11 protein-coding genes are annotated in these 16,189 nt (G+C 71.4%); 9 read left to right on the top strand and 2 right to left on the bottom strand.

Features of this window, described 5'->3' with window-relative positions; all coding sequences use genetic code 11:
- Positions 1 to 3 precede the first annotated feature (3 nt).
- Both OG294_RS27165 and mycP read left to right on the top strand, forming a co-directional pair.
- The gene (locus OG294_RS27165; RefSeq protein ID WP_327069160.1) at positions 4 to 300 is read left to right on the top strand and encodes a WXG100 family type VII secretion target; all 297 of its coding nucleotides are present in this window, start codon (positions 4 to 6) and stop codon (positions 298 to 300) included.
- Between the two features lie 221 nt (positions 301 to 521).
- A complete protein-coding gene (gene mycP, locus OG294_RS27170; RefSeq protein ID WP_442789362.1) occupies positions 522 to 1,775 on the top strand; it encodes a type VII secretion-associated serine protease mycosin in 1,254 nt (417 codons plus the stop codon).
- 110 nt (positions 1,776 to 1,885) lie between these two features.
- Here mycP and OG294_RS27175 read toward each other — a convergent pair whose 3' ends face one another.
- Both OG294_RS27175 and eccCa read right to left on the bottom strand, forming a co-directional pair.
- Positions 1,886 to 3,292 carry an APC family permease gene (locus tag OG294_RS27175; RefSeq protein ID WP_327069163.1) on the bottom strand — a complete coding sequence of 469 codons (1,407 nt, stop codon included), beginning with the start codon at positions 3,290 to 3,292 and terminating at the stop codon, positions 1,886 to 1,888.
- 537 nt (positions 3,293 to 3,829) lie between these two features.
- Complete coding sequence (gene eccCa / locus OG294_RS27180; RefSeq protein WP_327069164.1) at positions 3,830 to 7,780, bottom strand: type VII secretion protein EccCa; 3,951 nt, start codon at positions 7,778 to 7,780, stop codon at positions 3,830 to 3,832.
- 319 nt (positions 7,781 to 8,099) lie between these two features.
- Here eccCa and eccD point away from each other — a divergent pair, with 319 nt between their 5' ends.
- From eccD to thyX, 7 genes are all read left to right on the top strand, one after another.
- Positions 8,100 to 9,554, top strand: coding sequence for a type VII secretion integral membrane protein EccD (eccD, locus tag OG294_RS27185; protein ID WP_327069165.1), 1,455 nt, complete (start codon positions 8,100 to 8,102; stop codon positions 9,552 to 9,554).
- 84 nt (positions 9,555 to 9,638) lie between these two features.
- On the top strand, positions 9,639 to 9,929 hold the full coding sequence (rpsO, locus tag OG294_RS27190) for a 30S ribosomal protein S15 (RefSeq protein WP_184935315.1): 291 nt from the start codon (positions 9,639 to 9,641) through the stop codon (positions 9,927 to 9,929).
- Between the two features lie 477 nt (positions 9,930 to 10,406).
- A complete protein-coding gene (locus OG294_RS27195; protein ID WP_327069166.1) occupies positions 10,407 to 12,617 on the top strand; it encodes a polyribonucleotide nucleotidyltransferase in 2,211 nt (736 codons plus the stop codon).
- A gap of 94 nt (positions 12,618 to 12,711) precedes the next feature.
- Positions 12,712 to 14,061: a M16 family metallopeptidase gene (locus OG294_RS27200; RefSeq protein WP_327069167.1), complete on the top strand. Its 1,350-nt coding sequence runs from the start codon at positions 12,712 to 12,714 to the stop codon at positions 14,059 to 14,061.
- A gap of 30 nt (positions 14,062 to 14,091) precedes the next feature.
- The gene (gene dapB / locus OG294_RS27205) at positions 14,092 to 14,838 is read left to right on the top strand and encodes a 4-hydroxy-tetrahydrodipicolinate reductase (protein WP_327069168.1); all 747 of its coding nucleotides are present in this window, start codon (positions 14,092 to 14,094) and stop codon (positions 14,836 to 14,838) included.
- Between the two features lie 15 nt (positions 14,839 to 14,853).
- Positions 14,854 to 15,294 carry a tetratricopeptide repeat protein gene (locus OG294_RS27210; RefSeq protein ID WP_327069169.1) on the top strand — a complete coding sequence of 147 codons (441 nt, stop codon included), beginning with the start codon at positions 14,854 to 14,856 and terminating at the stop codon, positions 15,292 to 15,294.
- Entirely contained in the window at positions 15,291 to 16,025 is a 735-nt protein-coding gene (gene thyX, locus OG294_RS27215) for an FAD-dependent thymidylate synthase (protein ID WP_327069170.1), read from the top strand. The genes OG294_RS27210 and thyX overlap by 4 nt, the downstream gene beginning before the upstream one ends.
- Positions 16,026 to 16,189 lie beyond the last annotated feature (164 nt).

Genomic DNA, 16,189 nt, shown 5'->3' on the forward strand with positions numbered 1-16,189 from the left:
ATCATGGCTGACGGACACATCAAGGTCGATTTCAGCACCATCCAGAACGCGGGCTCCGAGGTCCGTGCCACCGCCACGCGGGTCCAGCAGCAGCTGGACGACCTCAAGGCCGGTGTCACCCGGATCGCCAGCTCCTGGACCGGTGCGGCCAAGGAGGGCTACGACGCCCGCCAGGCCATCTGGGACTCGAAGGCGAACGACCTGCACACCACGCTGAACCAGATCGCCGCGGCGCTGGACAACGCTCACCAGAGCTACACCCAGACCGAGTCGGCCAACGCCGCGATCTGGCACAACTGATCCATCGGCCGGGGTCGGCCCAGTCGCCCCCGGCCGGACCGCTCCGCACCGCCGCGCGCGGTGCGGAGCGAAAGCGCAGCAGGTGGGGCGGGTGTCCGTGGACGCCCGCCCCCATCGCGTGTCCGGGCCGCAGCCGGCCCGGGAGCGGGCCCGTGAGGACGGGCCGGACACGCGGCAGGACACGTGGGCGGAACACGCGAGTCGAGGGGTGCCAGGTGGCGTTGGGGCGAAGGCTGAGCCGGATCGCGGCGGTCGGCGCGGTGCTCGGTGTGCTGGGCGGGACGGCAGCCGCGCCCGCGGTGGCGGCGGATCCGCCGGGGAGCCACTGGTCGCCGTTGAGCATCGCGGCGGCCGGTGACTGCACCTTCCCGGCCAAGGACGTGCCGGGCACCCCGTGGGCGCTGCAGCGGGTGCTGCTCGACCAGCTCTGGCAGAACAACACGGTCACCGGCAGCGGGGTGCTGGTCGCGGTGATCGACACCGGCGTGGACAACCAGAACCCGCAGCTGGCCGGCAAGGTCCAGGCCGGTCCCACGCTGCTGCTGGACAAGAACAACAACAACCAGCCGGTGGCCGGGGGGTCGACCACCGACACGGTCGGCCACGGCACCAAGGTGGCCGGCATCATCGCCGCCGCGCACCGTGACGGCGTCGGTTTCGTGGGCCTGGCGCCCGGCTCCCAGATCCTGTCGATCCGGCAGAACGACGACGCGGGCAGCGGCAACGTGGACACCCTGGCCCAGGCGGTCGTGGACGCGGTCAACGCCAACGCCCAGGTCATCAACATCTCGCAGGACGTCCGCGGCACCAACGGGGACGCCGACTTCGCCGGCAGCGGCGCCCTCAAGAGCGCGATCGACCTCGCCGAGGCGCACAACGTGGTGGTGGTCGCGGCCTCCGGCAACGACGGCCAGGAGGGTGCGACCTATCCGGCCGCCTACCCCACGGTGCTCGCGGTGGGCGCCTCCGACCGCAACAACGAGCGCGCCTCCTTCTCCGAGTACGGCGACTTCGTGAAGGTCGCCGCCCCCGGCGTGGACATGCTCTCCACCGTCCCGGGCGGCGGCCAGTGCGTGGACAACGGCACCAGCTTCGCCGCCCCGTACGTGGCCGGGGTGGCCGCGCTGCTGCGCGGCGAGCACAAGGACTGGACGGCCCGGCAGATCCGCGCCCGGATCGAGCAGACCGCGCAGCGCACCCAGCGCACCCCCGACAAGTACCTCGGCTGGGGGGTGGTCGACCCGGTCAAGGCGGTCACCGACACCGACCCGCCGACCAACGACCCGGTGCCCGATCCGGCGGTCCAGCTGGCCGGCTCGCCGATCCTGCCCCAGCCGCTCGGCCTGGGCGAGACCCAGGCCGACCGCGACCGGCGCACCGCCACCTACGTGCTCGGCGGCGCGGTCCTGCTGGTGGCGCTGCTCTTCGGCGGCTTCGTGGTGCTGCGCGACCACCGGCGCCAGCAGCAGGGCTGAGCGGCCGGTCGGCAGCCCCGACCGCCCGGACAGCCCGGACAGCCGCAAGCGGCCCGGACACCCCCCAGCGGGGCGTCCGGGCCGCTTCGTCGTGCGCGGGGCCGGTGGGCTCAGACCTGCTCGTCCTCCGGCAGGGTGATCACCCAGCGGGTCGCCTGGCGCGGGCGCAGGTAGAAGACCCAGTAGAGCGAGGCGGCGGCGGTGATCACGCCGGTCCAGATCAGCGCGTGGGTGTCCAGCTGGGTCAGCGTGTAGCCGAGGGCGACGATCAGCAGCACGGGCAGCACCGGCCACAGCGGCTGGCGCCAGGCGGGGGTGTGCTTGTGCGTGCCGCGGCGGGAGAACAGCGCGGCGACGGCGACCAGCAGGTAGAGCGCGGCGACCGCGACGCCGGTGATGTTGCTCAGCGTCTCGCCGGGGACGAAGCACAGCACCGCGCCGGGGACGCCGACCGCGAGGGTGGAGACCCACGGGGCGTTGAAGCGGTTCAGCGTGCCGAAGGCCTTGTTGATCGGCTCCGGCCAGGCCCGGTCGCGGCCGGAGGCGAACAGCACCCGGGAGTTCTGGATCACCATGACGATGCCGGCGTTGATGATGGCCAGCGCGATGCACAGGCTGATGAAGGTGCCGAGCGCCGAGTCGCTCCAGCCGGCCACCATGCCGGAGATGTCGCCGCCGGTCAGCGTGGCCAGGTCGGGCGCGCCCAGGGTGATCGCGACGACCGGGACCATGATGACCACCGCCGACAGGCCGAGCGTCCACAGCACCGTGCGGGCCACGTTGCGGCGCGGGTTCTCCAGCTCCTCGGAGAGGTAGATCGCGGTGCTGAAGCCCTGGGTGACGAAGAGCGCGGTGCCCATCGCGGCCATCATCCCGCCCAGGCCCACCGCGCTGGTGGCGCCGTGGGCGTCGGCCAGCACGCCGTGGAACAGGCTGCCCGCCCCGCGCTGGCTGTGCGCGAAGCCGAGGACGGAGACGACGCCGGCCGCGATCACCTCCAGGACCAGGAAGATGCCGGTGATCCAGGCGTTGGCCCGCAGGTCCAGCAGGCCGGCCACGGTGGCGGCCAGCATCACCGCGGCGCCGGCCACCGGGCCGCTGACGTGCACGATCGGGGCCAGGTAGGCGGCCGTCCCGATGGCGATCACCGAGGGGACGATCATCACCACGATCAGCGACTGGATGAAGACCAGCCAGCCGGCGAACCGGCCGGCCAGCGTGCCCACCATCGCGTACTCGCCGCCCGCGCTGGGGATCAGGGTGCCCAGCTCGGAGTAGCAGAACGCCACCGCCACGCAGATGACCGCGCCGATGCCGATGGTCAGCGCGGTCGCGGTGCCGAGCGAGTTGAACAGCAGCGGCACGATGACGAAGAGCGAGGAGGCGGGCGTGACGCAGGAGAGCGTGAGCAGCGTTCCGCCCACGACGCCGAGCGAGCGCTGCAGCCCTCGGGAGGCCTCGGCGGTACTGACCGTCACCGTGGGGGTGGCGGCGGGTGGGCGAAGCGTGTCGGTCATGGCGGGTCCGATCGGCTCAGCGCGGCGGTGCGCGGTCCTGTGCGGTGCTGGGGTGGGGAGCGGTATCGCCTCCGCGACGTCTTCGAGGCCCCTGCCTGGGGGTTTGGTCTGCTGGCTCCCTTGGATCGCCATGGTGCGGGGGCGTATAGCTTGCGTCAATGGCGGTTGACCTTCGGAATCCGTTGCGGTAATCCGCATAGGCATCCACATCTGTGGCCCGCGGTGGGCGCCCAGGATTGATGTCCGACTTGTTACCTTTGGCCAACGGCGTATGAATCAAAGGTGAACTCGGATTGCGGGGATTGATTCGAAGGTTGCCATCGGCAACAGTCGCCAGGGGTCCAGGCACTCCCGGGTATCGCGGCGGCGTTGCGGACCGGATCGCGGCCACCACGAGAACCGCAGCTCGGCGGCGAAAAAACCTCGATAACTTTCCGGCTGCTGGACAGGGCAAACGCCGAGGGGCCGGGTGGCGACTGCGCGCACCCGACCCCTCGACCACTGTCGGTGACGGCCTGGCGGGCCGCCCCGGTCACCTCACTGCTGCTGCGGCAGCCAGCCCGTCTGCACCATCTGTCCGCTGGTGATCCGCCGCGACACGAACATGCCGCGGCCCGGCGGCAGCGCCTGCGGCTTGACGGTGCCCAGCAGCGCGCCCTCGTCCCGGTTGCCGGAGAGCATGACGCCCTGCCCGCCCAGCTCGCGCATCCGCTGCATCACCGGCTCGAAGAGCGAGCGCCCCGCGCCACCCGCGTTGCGCGCGATGATCACGCGCAGGCCGATGTCGCGGGCGAACGGCAGGAACTCGGCCAGCGCCGCCATCGGGTTGCCCGAGGAGGTGGCGACCAGCTCGTAGTCGTCCACGATCACGAACATGTCCTTGCCGCTGTACCAGCTGCGGTTGCGCAGCTGGTCGGCGGTCACGTCCGGGCCGGGCAGGCGGCGCGCGCAGGCCCCGCGCAGCATGTCCACGATCGCGGTCATCGCCGGCTGGGCGGCGGCGTACTCCACCAGGTACTCCGGCGGCACCGCGCCCAGCAGTGCGCGCCGGTAGTCGCCGATCACGATGCCGGCCTGCTCGGGGGTGTAGCGCTCGGTGATCTGCTTGATCAGCATCCGCAGCAGCGCCGACTTCCCGGACTCGCTCTCACCGAAGACGATGAAGAGCGGGTCGGTCTCGAAGTTGACGAAGACCGGCGCCATCTCGACCTCGTCCAGGGCGAAGGCGATGCCGCGCTCGGGCTGCTCGAAGCCCTTGGGCAGCGAGTAGCCGTCCAGCACGGCCGGCAGCATCCGCACCTGCGGCGCCCGCGGGCCGCTCCAGGCGGCGTTGACCGCCTCCACCAGTCCGGCGACACCGGTCACCAGGTCGTCGACCGAGCAGGAGCCGTCCAGGCGCGGCAGGCCGCTCAGGAAGTGCAGCTTGCCGCTGGTCAGGCCGCGGCCCGGGGCGCCGTTGGGCACGTTCTGCGCCACCTTGCGGTCGATCTCCGACTCCATCGGATCGCCCAGCCGCAGCTCGGTGCGGTTCTGCAGGGCGTCCTTGAGGGCCGGGCGGACCTCGGCGTAACGGGCGGCGGTCAGCACCACGTGCACGCCGTAGCCCAGACCGCGGGCCACGATGTCGGTGACCACCGGCTCCAGGATCTCGTACTCCTGGCGGAAGGTGAGCCAGCCGTCGACCACCAGGAAGACGTCGCCGAACTGTTCGTCCGGCAGCTGGCCGGCGGCCCGGCGGGTGCGGTAGGTGCCGATCGAGTCGATGCCGGTGGCGCGGAACAGCTCCTCGCGCCGGTTCAGCACCCCGTGCACCTCGCTGACCATCCGGCGCACCTTGTCGGTGTCCAGGCGCCCGGCCACCCCGCCGACGTGCGGCAGGTCCTGCAGCGACTGGAAGCCGCCGCCGCCGAAGTCCAGCAGGTAGAACTGGGTCTCCACCGGGGTGTGGGTGAGCGCGAAGCCCGCCACCATGCTGCGGATCATGGTCGACTTGCCCGAGCGCGGACCACCGACCACCAGACCGTGGCCGGCCGCGCCGGAGTAGTCCTGGTAGAGCACGTCGCGCCGCTGCTCGCGCGGCCGGTCCACGATGCCCACCGGCACCACGAGTCGGCCCAGCGCCCCGAACTCCGGTGAGGTCAGGCCGCGTTCGGGAGTGGCCTGGAGCGGCGGCACCAGCTGGTCCATGCTCGGCGCCTCGTCCAGCGGCGGCAGCCAGACCTGGTGGGCCGGCGGGCCCTGCCCGACCATCCGCTGCACGATCACGTCGAGCACGGTGTCCACCAGCGCGTCGTCCAGCTGCTCCGGCTCGGGCGCCACCTCCTGCACCACCGTCTCGATCACCGGCACCTCGGCCGCGGTGAAGAGCACCGGCTGCACGGTGGAGATCCGGCCGCTGGCCCGCTGCTGGCCCGGCGCCCGGTAGGGCCCCGAGACGTAGGCGGCCTTGAAGCGGTCCATCACGTCGGTGCCGAACTTGAGGTAGCCGACGCCGGGCACCGGCGGCAGGTGGTACGCGTCCGGCACGCCGATCGCCGCCCGCGACTCGGCGGCCGAGAAGGTGCGCAGACCGATCCGGTAGGACAGGAAGGTGTCCAGACCGCGCAGCTTGCCCTCCTCCAGGCGCTGCGAGGCCAGCAGCAGGTGCACCCCGAGGGATCGGCCGATCCGGCCGATCTGGATGAACATGTCGATGAAGTCGGGCTTGGCGGTGAGGAGTTCGGAGAACTCGTCGATGATCAGCACCAGCGAGGGCAGCGGGTCCAGCGCCGCGCCGGCCGCCCGGGCCCGCTCGTACTCGTTGAGGTTGGCGTAGTTGCCGGCCGAGCGCAGCAGCTCCTGGCGGCGGTTCAGCTCGCCCTCGATCGCATCGCGCATGCGGTCGACCAGGGTGAGCTCGCCCTCCAGGTTGGTGATCACCGCGGAGGTGTGCGGCATGTCGGCCATGCCCGCGAAGGTCGCGCCGCCCTTGAAGTCGGCGAGCACGAAGTTCAGCGTCTCGGAGGAGTGCGTCATCGCCAGGCCCAGCACCAGGGTGCGCAGCAGCTCCGACTTGCCGGAACCGGTGGCGCCCACGCACAGGCCGTGCGGGCCCATGCCCTCCAGCGCGGCCTCCTTGATGTCCAGGTGGACCAGCTCGCCGCCGGCCCCCACCCCGATCGGCACCCGCAGCTTCTCGTGCTGGGGACGCGGTCGCCAGGTGCGGGCGGTGTCCACCGAGCCGGCGTCGCCCACGCCCATCAGGTCGGTGAAGTCCAGGTTGGACAGCAGCGGCTCGTCGTCGCCGCCGGCCGAGATCCGGTACGGCGCCAGCTGCCGGGCCAGTGCCTCGGACTGCCAGGCGCTCAGGGCGTCGGGGCGGCCCGAGTAGGAGGCCCCGGAGGCCGACTCCAGCAGCAGTTCCTCGGCGCCGACGGTGACCACCAGGTGCCCGGTCGGCTCGTCCAGGTCACCCGGGACCACCTCGATCACGGTCACCCCGTGCACCCCGTCCACCGAGGCCAGCAGCGAGTCCTGGGGCACCGCGGCGCCGTCCAGGACCACCACCAGGTGCGGCTGGTCCGAGGTCGGCACGGCGTCGCGGCTGAACCGCTGGCGGCCCGACAGCTCGTCCTCCAGCAGCAGCTCCAGCTCGCCCAGGCCCGCCGCGATCAGCCGGCGCGAGCCCGCGCCGTCGCTCTGCTTGCGGTGCTGGGTGTGCGGCAGCCACTTGACCCACTCCCACTCGTCCAGCGCGCCGGGGGCGGCCGCGACGCCGAGCATCAGGTCGTCGGGGGAGTGCAGGGTGGTCAACTGGGCGATCATCGCCCGCACGTTGGCGTACACCGCGTCCGGGTCGCCGCAGACGGTGATGTGGTAGAAGGCGCGCAGCGAGACCGACAGCGGCAGGTCCTGCAGGGTGCCGTGCGCCTGCAGGAAGTTGCGCATCGCGTCGGCCGACAGCGGCTCCAGCTCGTCCATCGGCGCGGTCTGCGGAGCCACCAGGGGAGTGGCCAGCTGCTGCGCGCCGCGGCCCAGCCGGATCTGGGCGAAGTCCGGGTCGCTGGGCCGGCGTTCCCACAGCCGGCGGCCCTCGGCCACGATCGACCACAGCTGGTCCGGCTCGGGGTGCAGGTAGAGCTGCGCGCCGCGCTGGCGCTCGGCGGTGCGGCGGACCTGACGGCGCATCTGCTGCAGGTACTTCAGGTAGTCGCGCCGCTCGTCGGCCAGCCCCGCGCCGCCGCCCTTGCGGGCCTTGACCAGTTGGGCGATGCCCATGCCGGCGGTGGAGGCCACCATCAGCATGCCCATGACCTTCATCATCGGGGCCGCACCCGGACTGAACAGGAAGGCCGCCGAGCCGCCCATGCCGAGCAGCGGCAGCAGGCTCATCACCCAGTCGTCGCCGCCCCCGCGGGGCAGTTCGGGCGGATTGACCAGCTCCACGGGCTCGTCCTGGACCACGGGCGGATACGCCCGGGGCGGACGCTTGACCGTCACGACACTCATCTACAACCGCACCAGCCTCACGCGACTCGAAGGGTCCCGAAGGAGGCGCCCCTGTGACTGCCCTGCCCCCGACGCGGACCGGGGCGCCGCCGCGGCGATCCATCCCGCCCCCGGCACGCACCCTGCGCAGGGGCAGATCCTACCGAGCCCGACCGGGCGCCGAGCCAGGGCCGGGTCCTGCTGCCGCGCGGCAGGCGTCGGCCGGGGGCGGCCGGGGTGCGGGACGGTGACGCTCCGCCGGGCGGTAGGGTGACGCAGCGCCAACTCCGGTGGACGCGGCGCACGGTTGATGAAGGACAGTGAGCAAGGGGGAGCACCGGTGAGTTCGAACGCAGCGACCGGATTCTGTCGGGTCACCGTGGTGGCGCCGGACAGCCGGATCGATGTGGCCCTGCCGGAGGACGTGCCGCTCGCCGACGTCTATCCCGAGGTGCTGCGGCTCTCCGGCCAGACCCAGGCCGACGGTGCCCCCACCGGTTTCCACCTGGTGCGCCGCGACGGCACGGTGCTGGACAGCGGCCTGCCGCTGGCCGCCCAACAGGTGCGCGACGGCGACCTGCTGAGTCTGCGCCCGTTCGCCGAGTCGCTGCCGCCGGCCGTCTACGACGACGTGGCCGACGCGATCGCCAGCGCCGTCGAGGCCGACCGCCGGTTCTGGAGCCCGGACCTGATGCGGGCCTTCGGCCTGATCGGCGCCGGTCTGCTGATCGTGCTGCTCGGCTTCGCCCTGTGGTTCTCCGACCTGACCCACGACATGCACGGCCTGCCCGGGGTGCTCTCCGGTGTGGCCACCGTGGTGCTGGTCGCCTTCGCCGGTGTGCGCGCCCGGGTCTACAAGGACCACATGGCGGCCCTCACCCTGGGCATCGGCGCCCTGCCGCACGCGCTGATCGCCGGCAGCGGCATCCTCGGCGTCGCGCACAAGTACGACGGGCCGGGCCGCCTGCAGTTCCTGGTCGGCTGCGTGACCATGCTGGTGGTCTCGGTGCTGCTGATCGGCCTGCTCCCCGAGAAGGACTCGGTCTTCGTGGCCGCCGCGGTGCTCTCCGCCGCCGGCAGCCTGGCCACCTTCGCCGCCGTGCTGATGCCGGGCACCTCCGCCGACCACATCGCCGCCGTGGCCGGTGTCGCGGCATTCGCCGCGATCGGCTTCCTGCCGGCCCTCTCGGCCCGCTTCGCCCGGCTCCCGGTCGGCTTCAGCGCCCCCGGCCAGACCCGCACCCGCGGCAGCCGGGCCGCCGAGGAGAGCAGCCGGGCCGAGGCCGTGCAGTACGAGCGGATCGCCCACCAGGCGCGCCGCGGCCACGAGGTGCTGGTCGGCCTGGTCGGCGGCTGCGCCGCGGTGATCATCGGGGCCTGCACCGTGCTGGGCTTCAGCGACCGGATGTTCCCGCAGGTGCTGGCGCTGACGCTGGGCATCTCGACGATGCTGCGGGCCCGCCTGTTCCGCTACACCGCGCAGGTCTTCAGCCTGACCATCGCCGGCCTGCTGGGTCTGGGCCTGCTGATCCTGGGCCTGTCGCTGCACACCCCGCTGTACATCCTCAAGGCCACCAGCACCACCGCCGTCGACCTGCGCACCATCTGGCTGGGCGGCTCGGTCGCACTCGGCGCCACGCTGCTGATCGCGATCGCCCTGGTGGTGCCGCGGCTGGGCGTGTCACCCTTCTGGGGCCGACTGCTGGACATGGTGGACAGCCTGCTGCTGATGTCGCTGGTCCCGCTGACCCTGGCGGTGCTCGGCATCTACACCCTCGTCCGCGGCGTGAGCTGACCGGCTGGTACCCTGGGGCTTCCGAGTTCCAAAAGATCCTGTGCAGTAGACCAGGATCACTCGGACACCCCAGAAGGAGTTGCCGTGGCCCTCGACGCCGCCGTCAAGAAGCAGATCTTCGCCGAGTTCGGCCAGAAGGAGGGCGACACGGGCTCCCCCGAGGTTCAGGTCGCCATGCTTTCGCGCCGGATCTCGGACCTGACCGAGCACCTCAAGTTCCACAAGCACGACCACCACAGCCGTCGTGGCCTGCTGATCCTGGTCGGCCAGCGCCGCCGCCTCCTGCAGTACCTGGCCAAGAAGGACATCGAGCGCTTCCGTACGCTCGTCGACCGCCTGGGCATCCGCCGCGGTGCCGCCGGTGGCGCCCGCTAAGACCGCCGCCCGGGGCGGCTCCCCACACGGGGAGCCGCCCCTCGCGCGTACCATCCCCCTGTAGGCCGTCTGCTTCCGACGACGTCCCGACGAGCTCCAGACGCTCTGCGGACCTCGACGACAGACGCAGGGTGCCAGAATTTCCGGTCCGCCTCCCAAAGCGGCCGAGATTCGCACCGTAGGGTTGTGGGCATGCCGGGTGGTGGCGCGACCACGCGCTTCACCCCGAGCAGCACGACCCCCTTGCGGGCCGAAGGCTTCAAACGGAAGCCGCCCGCATCCAGGAGAGCGTCCAGACGCCCACCGCTGAGCGGCCTGGCAGCCGAGAGGCGCCGGTCCTCGGTAGTGGCCGCCGGGAGTCCGAATGAGCGGACGACCCGGGGGCTTCGATCGAAGACCGGCCCGGCAGGTCAGGGCCACCGGCAGGCAAGCGCGGGGACGCTCTCCCGGAGACGTACGAAAGAGGAGATCTTCCAGGTGGAAGAGAACGTGTTCTACGCCGAGGCCGTGATCGACAACGGTTCCTTCGGCACCCGTACCATCCGCTTCGAGACCGGCCGCCTGGCCCGTCAGGCCGCCGGCTCCGCCGTGGCCTACCTGGACGACGACACCATGGTGCTGTCGGCCACCAGCGCCTCCAAGCAGCCGAAGGAGCACTTCGACTTCTTCCCGCTGACGGTCGACGTCGAGGAGCGGATGTACGCCGCGGGCCGGATCCCCGGCTCGTTCTTCCGTCGTGAGGGCCGCCCCTCCGAGGACGCCATCCTGACCTGCCGCCTGATCGACCGCCCGCTGCGCCCGTCCTTCGTCAAGGGCCTGCGCAACGAGATCCAGGTCGTCGTCACGGTGATGGCGCTCAACCCCGACCACCTGTACGACGTGGTCGCCATCAACGCCGCCTCCGCCTCCACCCAGCTGGCCGGCCTGCCCTTCACCGGCCCGATCGGCGGCGTCCGCGTCGCGCTGATCCGCGGCCAGTGGGTGGCGTTCCCGACCCACAGCGAGCTGGAGGAGGCCGTGTTCGACATGGTCGTCGCCGGCCGCGCGCTGCCGGACGGCGACGTCGCGATCATGATGGTGGAGGCCGAGGCCACCGCCAAGACGATCCAGCTGGTCTCCGAGGGCGCCGAGGCCCCCTCCGAGGAGATCGTCGCCGCCGGCCTCGAGGCCGCCAAGCCGTTCATCAAGGTGCTGTGCGCCGCGCAGTCCAAGCTGGCTGCCCAGGCCGCCAAGCCCACCGGCGAGTTCCCGGTCTTCCTGGACTACCAGGACGACGTGCTGGCCGCGCTGACCGCCGCCGTCAAGGGCGAGCTGTCCAAGGCGCTGACCATCGCGGGCAAGCAGGAGCGCCAGAACGAGCTGGACCGCGTCAAGGCGGTCGCCGCCGAGAAGCTGCTCCCGGAGTTCGAGGGCCGCGAGAAGGAGATCAGCGCCGCCTACAACGCGCTGACCAAGAAGATCGTGCGCGAGCGCGTCATCAAGGACAAGGTCCGCATCGACGGCCGCGGTGTCACCGACATCCGCACCCTGGCCGCCGAGGTCGAGGCCATCCCGCGGGTGCACGGCTCGGCCCTGTTCGAGCGTGGCGAGACCCAGATCCTGGGCGTCACCACCCTCAACATGCTCCGCATGGAGCAGCAGCTCGACACGCTCTCCCCGGAGACGCGTCGCCGCTACATGCACAACTACAACTTCCCGCCGTACTCGGTCGGCGAGACCGGCCGCGTGGGCTCGCCCAAGCGCCGCGAGATCGGCCACGGCGCGCTGGCCGAGCGGGCGATCCTGCCCGTGCTGCCGACCCGCGAGGAGTTCCCCTACGCGATCCGCCAGGTCTCCGAGGCGCTGGGCTCCAACGGCTCCACCTCGATGGGCTCGGTCTGCGCCTCGACCATGTCGCTGCTGAACGCCGGTGTGCCGCTGAAGGCCGCCGTCGCCGGTATCGCCATGGGCCTCATCTCGCAGGAGATCGACGGTGAGACGCACTACGTCGCGCTGACCGACATCCTGGGTGCCGAGGACGCGTACGGCGACATGGACTTCAAGGTCGCCGGTACCCGCAACTTCATCACCGCCCTGCAGCTGGACACCAAGCTGACCGGCATCCCGGCCTCCGTGCTGGCCGCCGCGCTCAAGCAGGCCAAGGACGCGCGTCTGCACATCCTGGACGTGATGAACGAGGCGATCGACGCGCCCGACGCGATGTCGCCGAACGCGCCGCGCATCATCACCATCAAGATCCCGGTGGACAAGATCGGTGAGGTCATCGGCCCCAAGGGCAAGATGATCAACCAGATCCAGGAGGACACCGGCGCGGACATCACCATCGAGGACGACGGCACCATCTACATCGGTGCGGTCGACGGTCCCTCGGCGGAGGCTGCCCGTACGACGATCAACCAGATCGCCAACCCGACCATGCCGGAGGTCGGCGAGCGCTACCTGGGCACCGTGGTGAAGACCACGACGTTCGGCGCGTTCGTCTCGCTCATGCCGGGCAAGGACGGCCTGCTGCACATCTCGCAGATCCGCAAGCTCGCCGGTGGCAAGCGCGTGGAGAACGTCGAGGACGTGCTCGGCGTCGGCGCCAAGGTGCAGGTCGAGATCGCCGAGATCGACCCGCGCGGCAAGCTCTCGCTGATCCCGGTCATCGAGGGCGAGGAGGGCGGCGAGACCGCCGCCGCCGAGTGACGCACCACCAGCTGTGAAACACCGCGGCCCGTACGTTCCGGACTCGGAGCGTACGGGCCGCACCCTGTTGTCCCGTGTTTGAGAGGAACCCTTCGTGGCCCAGGCCTCGGCGACCACGCAGCGCCCCGGTACCACCCGCACCCTGCTGAAGGGCGTGGACGGCGCCGGCACGGTGCGCCGTACCGTCCTTCCCGGTGGCCTGCGGGTCGTCACCGAGACGCTGCCGACCGTGCGCTCGGCGACCTTCGGCATCTGGGTCGGTGTCGGCTCCCGGGACGAGACCCCGGTGCTGAACGGCGCCACCCACTACCTGGAGCACCTGCTCTTCAAGGGCACCGAGAAGCGCAGCGCGCTGGAGATCTCGGCCGCCCTGGACGCGGTCGGCGGCGAGATGAACGCCTTCACCGCGAAGGAGAACACCTGCTACTACGCGCGGGTGCTCGACACCGACCTGCCGCTCGCCATAGACGTGGTCTGCGACATGCTCACCGGCTCGCTGATCCGCCCCGAGGACGTGGAGGCCGAACGCGGCGTCATCCTCGAGGAGATGGCGATGGCCGAGGACGACCCGGGCGACGTGGTGCACGACCTGTTCGCCAAGGTGATCTACGGCGACGCCCCGCTGGGCCGTCCGATCCTGGGCACCCAGGAGACCGTCAAGGCGCTGACCCGCGAGCAGATCGCCGGCTTCTTCAAGCGCCGCTACAAGCCCGAGCACCTGGTGGTGGCCGCCGCCGGCAACCTGGACCACCGCACGGTGGTCAAGCAGGTCGAGCGGGCCTTCGCCGGCCTGCTCGCCAAGTCCGACGCGGCGCCCGCCGAGGCCCGCCGCGGCCTGCGGGCGATGCGCACCGCGGGACGGGTCGAGGTGCTCAACCGGTCCACCGAGCAGGCCCACCTGGTGCTCGGGGTGCCCGGACTGCCGCGGCACGACGAGCGGCGCTGGGCGATGGGCGTGCTCAACTCCGCGCTCGGCGGCGGCATGAGCTCGCGGCTCTTCCAGGAGGTCCGCGAGAAGCGCGGCCTGGCCTACTCGGTCTACTCCTACTCCTCCTCCTACGCGGACAGCGGCCTGTTCGGCATCTACGCCGGCTGCCAGCCCAAGCGGGTCGAGGAGGTGCTGCGGATCTGCCGCACCGAGCTGGCCAAGGTGGTCGACGAGGGGATCACCGAGGAGGAGCTGCGCCGCGCGATCGGCCAGATCTCCGGCTCCACCGTGCTCGGCATGGAGGACACCGGTTCGCTGATGAACCGGATCGGCAAGGCCGAGCTGGCCTACGGCCACCACCTGTCGGTGGACGAGATGCTGGAGAAGATCGCGGGCGTCACCCTGGAGGACGTCCAGGAGGTGGCCCAGGACGTGCTGGGCGCCCACCGGCCCTCGCTGGCGCTGATCGGCCCGATCGCCGACAAGCGCGCGGCCAGGCTCGCCGACCTCGTCTGACCAACGCCCCCTGCTCTGAAAGGACAGCTCATGACCCTGCGCGTCGCCGTGATCGGCGCCACCGGCCGGATCGGCTCGGAGGCCGTCAAGGCCGTCGAGGCCGCCGAGGACCTGGAGCTGGTCGCCGCGCTCGGCCGGGGCTCCAAGCTGGAGACCCTGGTGGAGAGCGGCGCCGAGGTGGCCGTCGAGCTGACCCACCCCGACTCGGTGATGCGCAACCTCGACTTCTGCCTGCACAACGGCATCCACGTGGTCACCGGCACCACCGGCTGGGACGAGGCACGGCTCGCCGAGGTGGACCACTGGCTCGCCCGGCTGCCCGAGGTCGGGCTGCTGATCGCCCCCAACTTCTCCATCGGCGCGGTGCTCACCATGCACTTCGCCCAGCAGGCGGCGAAGTACTTCGAGTCCGTCGAGGTGGTCGAGCTGCACCACGACCGCAAGGCCGACGCCCCCTCGGGCACCGCCACCCGCACCGCGCAGCTGATCGCCGCCGCCCGGGACGCGGCCGGCCTGCCGCGGCAGTCGGACCCGACCACCCACGGGCTGCCCGGTGCCCGCGGTGCGGACGTCGACGGGGTGCCGGTGCACGCGGTGCGGCTGCGCGGCCTGCTGGCCCACCAGGAGGTGCTCTTCGGGGACACCGGCGAGACCCTGACGATCCGTCACGACTCGCTGCACCACAGCTGCTTCATGCCCGGCATCCTGCTCGGGGTGCGCCGGGTCGGGCAGACCCCGGGGCGGACCCTGGGTCTCGAAAACTTCCTCGACCTGTGAGCCGGTGAACCGCGAATGACCTCCCGTACCGGCTTCTTCATCCTCGCCGCCGTGCTGCTGCTGACCGCGCTGGTCTGCGTCGGCGAGGGCGTCCAACTCATCGCCACCGGAAAGCCGTTCGGCATCGGCATCGGGATCTGCGCGTTCATCATCCCGGGCATCGGCGTGTGGTTCCTGCGCCAGACGGTCAGGTTCGGGCGCACCACCGAGGCGATGTCGCGCGAGTTGGAGGCCGAGGGCGGCCTGCCGGTGGACGAGCTGCGCCGCACCTCCGGCGGACGGATCGACCGCGCCTCGGCCGACGAGGTGTTCGCCAAGCGACGGGCCGAGGCCGAGGCCGAGCCGGGCGACTGGCGGGTCTGGTTCCGCCTCGCCGTCGCGTACGCGGATGCCGGGGACACTCCGCGGGCCCGCAAGACCATGCACCACGCCATCAAGTTGAGGAGTAACCCGTGACCGACGAAGCAGCGGCCACCCCCACGTTCCGCAGCGACGTCACGGTGGAGCTGGTCCGCAGCGCCGCCACCGACACCGACGTGCTCTGGGCGGCCCGCGTCTCGACCAAGGGCGAGCAGTCCCTGGAGTCGCTGGCGCAGGACCCGGCGAAGTCCACGGGCCTGATCAACTTCCTGATGCGCGACCGGCACGGCACCCCGTTCGAGCACAACTCGATGACCTTCTTCATCAGCGCGCCGATCTTCGTCTTCCGCGAGTTCCACCGCCACCGCAGCGGCTGGTCCTACAACGAGGAGAGCGGGCGCTACCGCGAGCTGCAGCCGGTCTTCTACGTCCCGGGCCAGGAGCGCAAGCTGGTCCAGCAGGGCCGCCCCGGCCGGTACGAGTTCGTCGAGGGCACCGCCGAGCAGCACAAGACGGTGACCACGGCGATGGAGCGCTCCTACACCCAGGCCTACGCCGAGTACCAGGAGATGCTGGCCGCCGGCGTGGCCCGCGAGGTGGCCCGCGCGGTGCTGCCGGTGGGCCTGTTCTCCTCCATGTACGCGACCTGCAACGCCCGTTCGCTGATGCACTTCCTCTCGCTGCGCACCAAGGCGGAGAACGCCAAGGTGCCGAGCTTCCCGCAGCGGGAGATCGAGATGGTGGCCGAGCGGATGGAGGCGATCTGGGCCGAGCTGATGCCGCTCACCCATGCGGCCTTCAACGAGCACGGTCGGGTCGCGCCCTGACCTGGCCGGATAGGCATATGGACGCATTGGCCCGGCATGTCTGGATTGCGACCGATTCGGGCGCTCCCTAGGCTCAGGGCACGGATTCCGGCGCCACTTGAACCCCCGAGCGGGTGGCGCCGGAATCCTATGATGTGTCCGGATTTCAGGCCGGCTCTCCGGGC

The organism is Kitasatospora sp. NBC_01302 (genome assembly GCF_035976515.1).
GTDB lineage: Bacteria > Actinomycetota > Actinomycetes > Streptomycetales > Streptomycetaceae > Kitasatospora.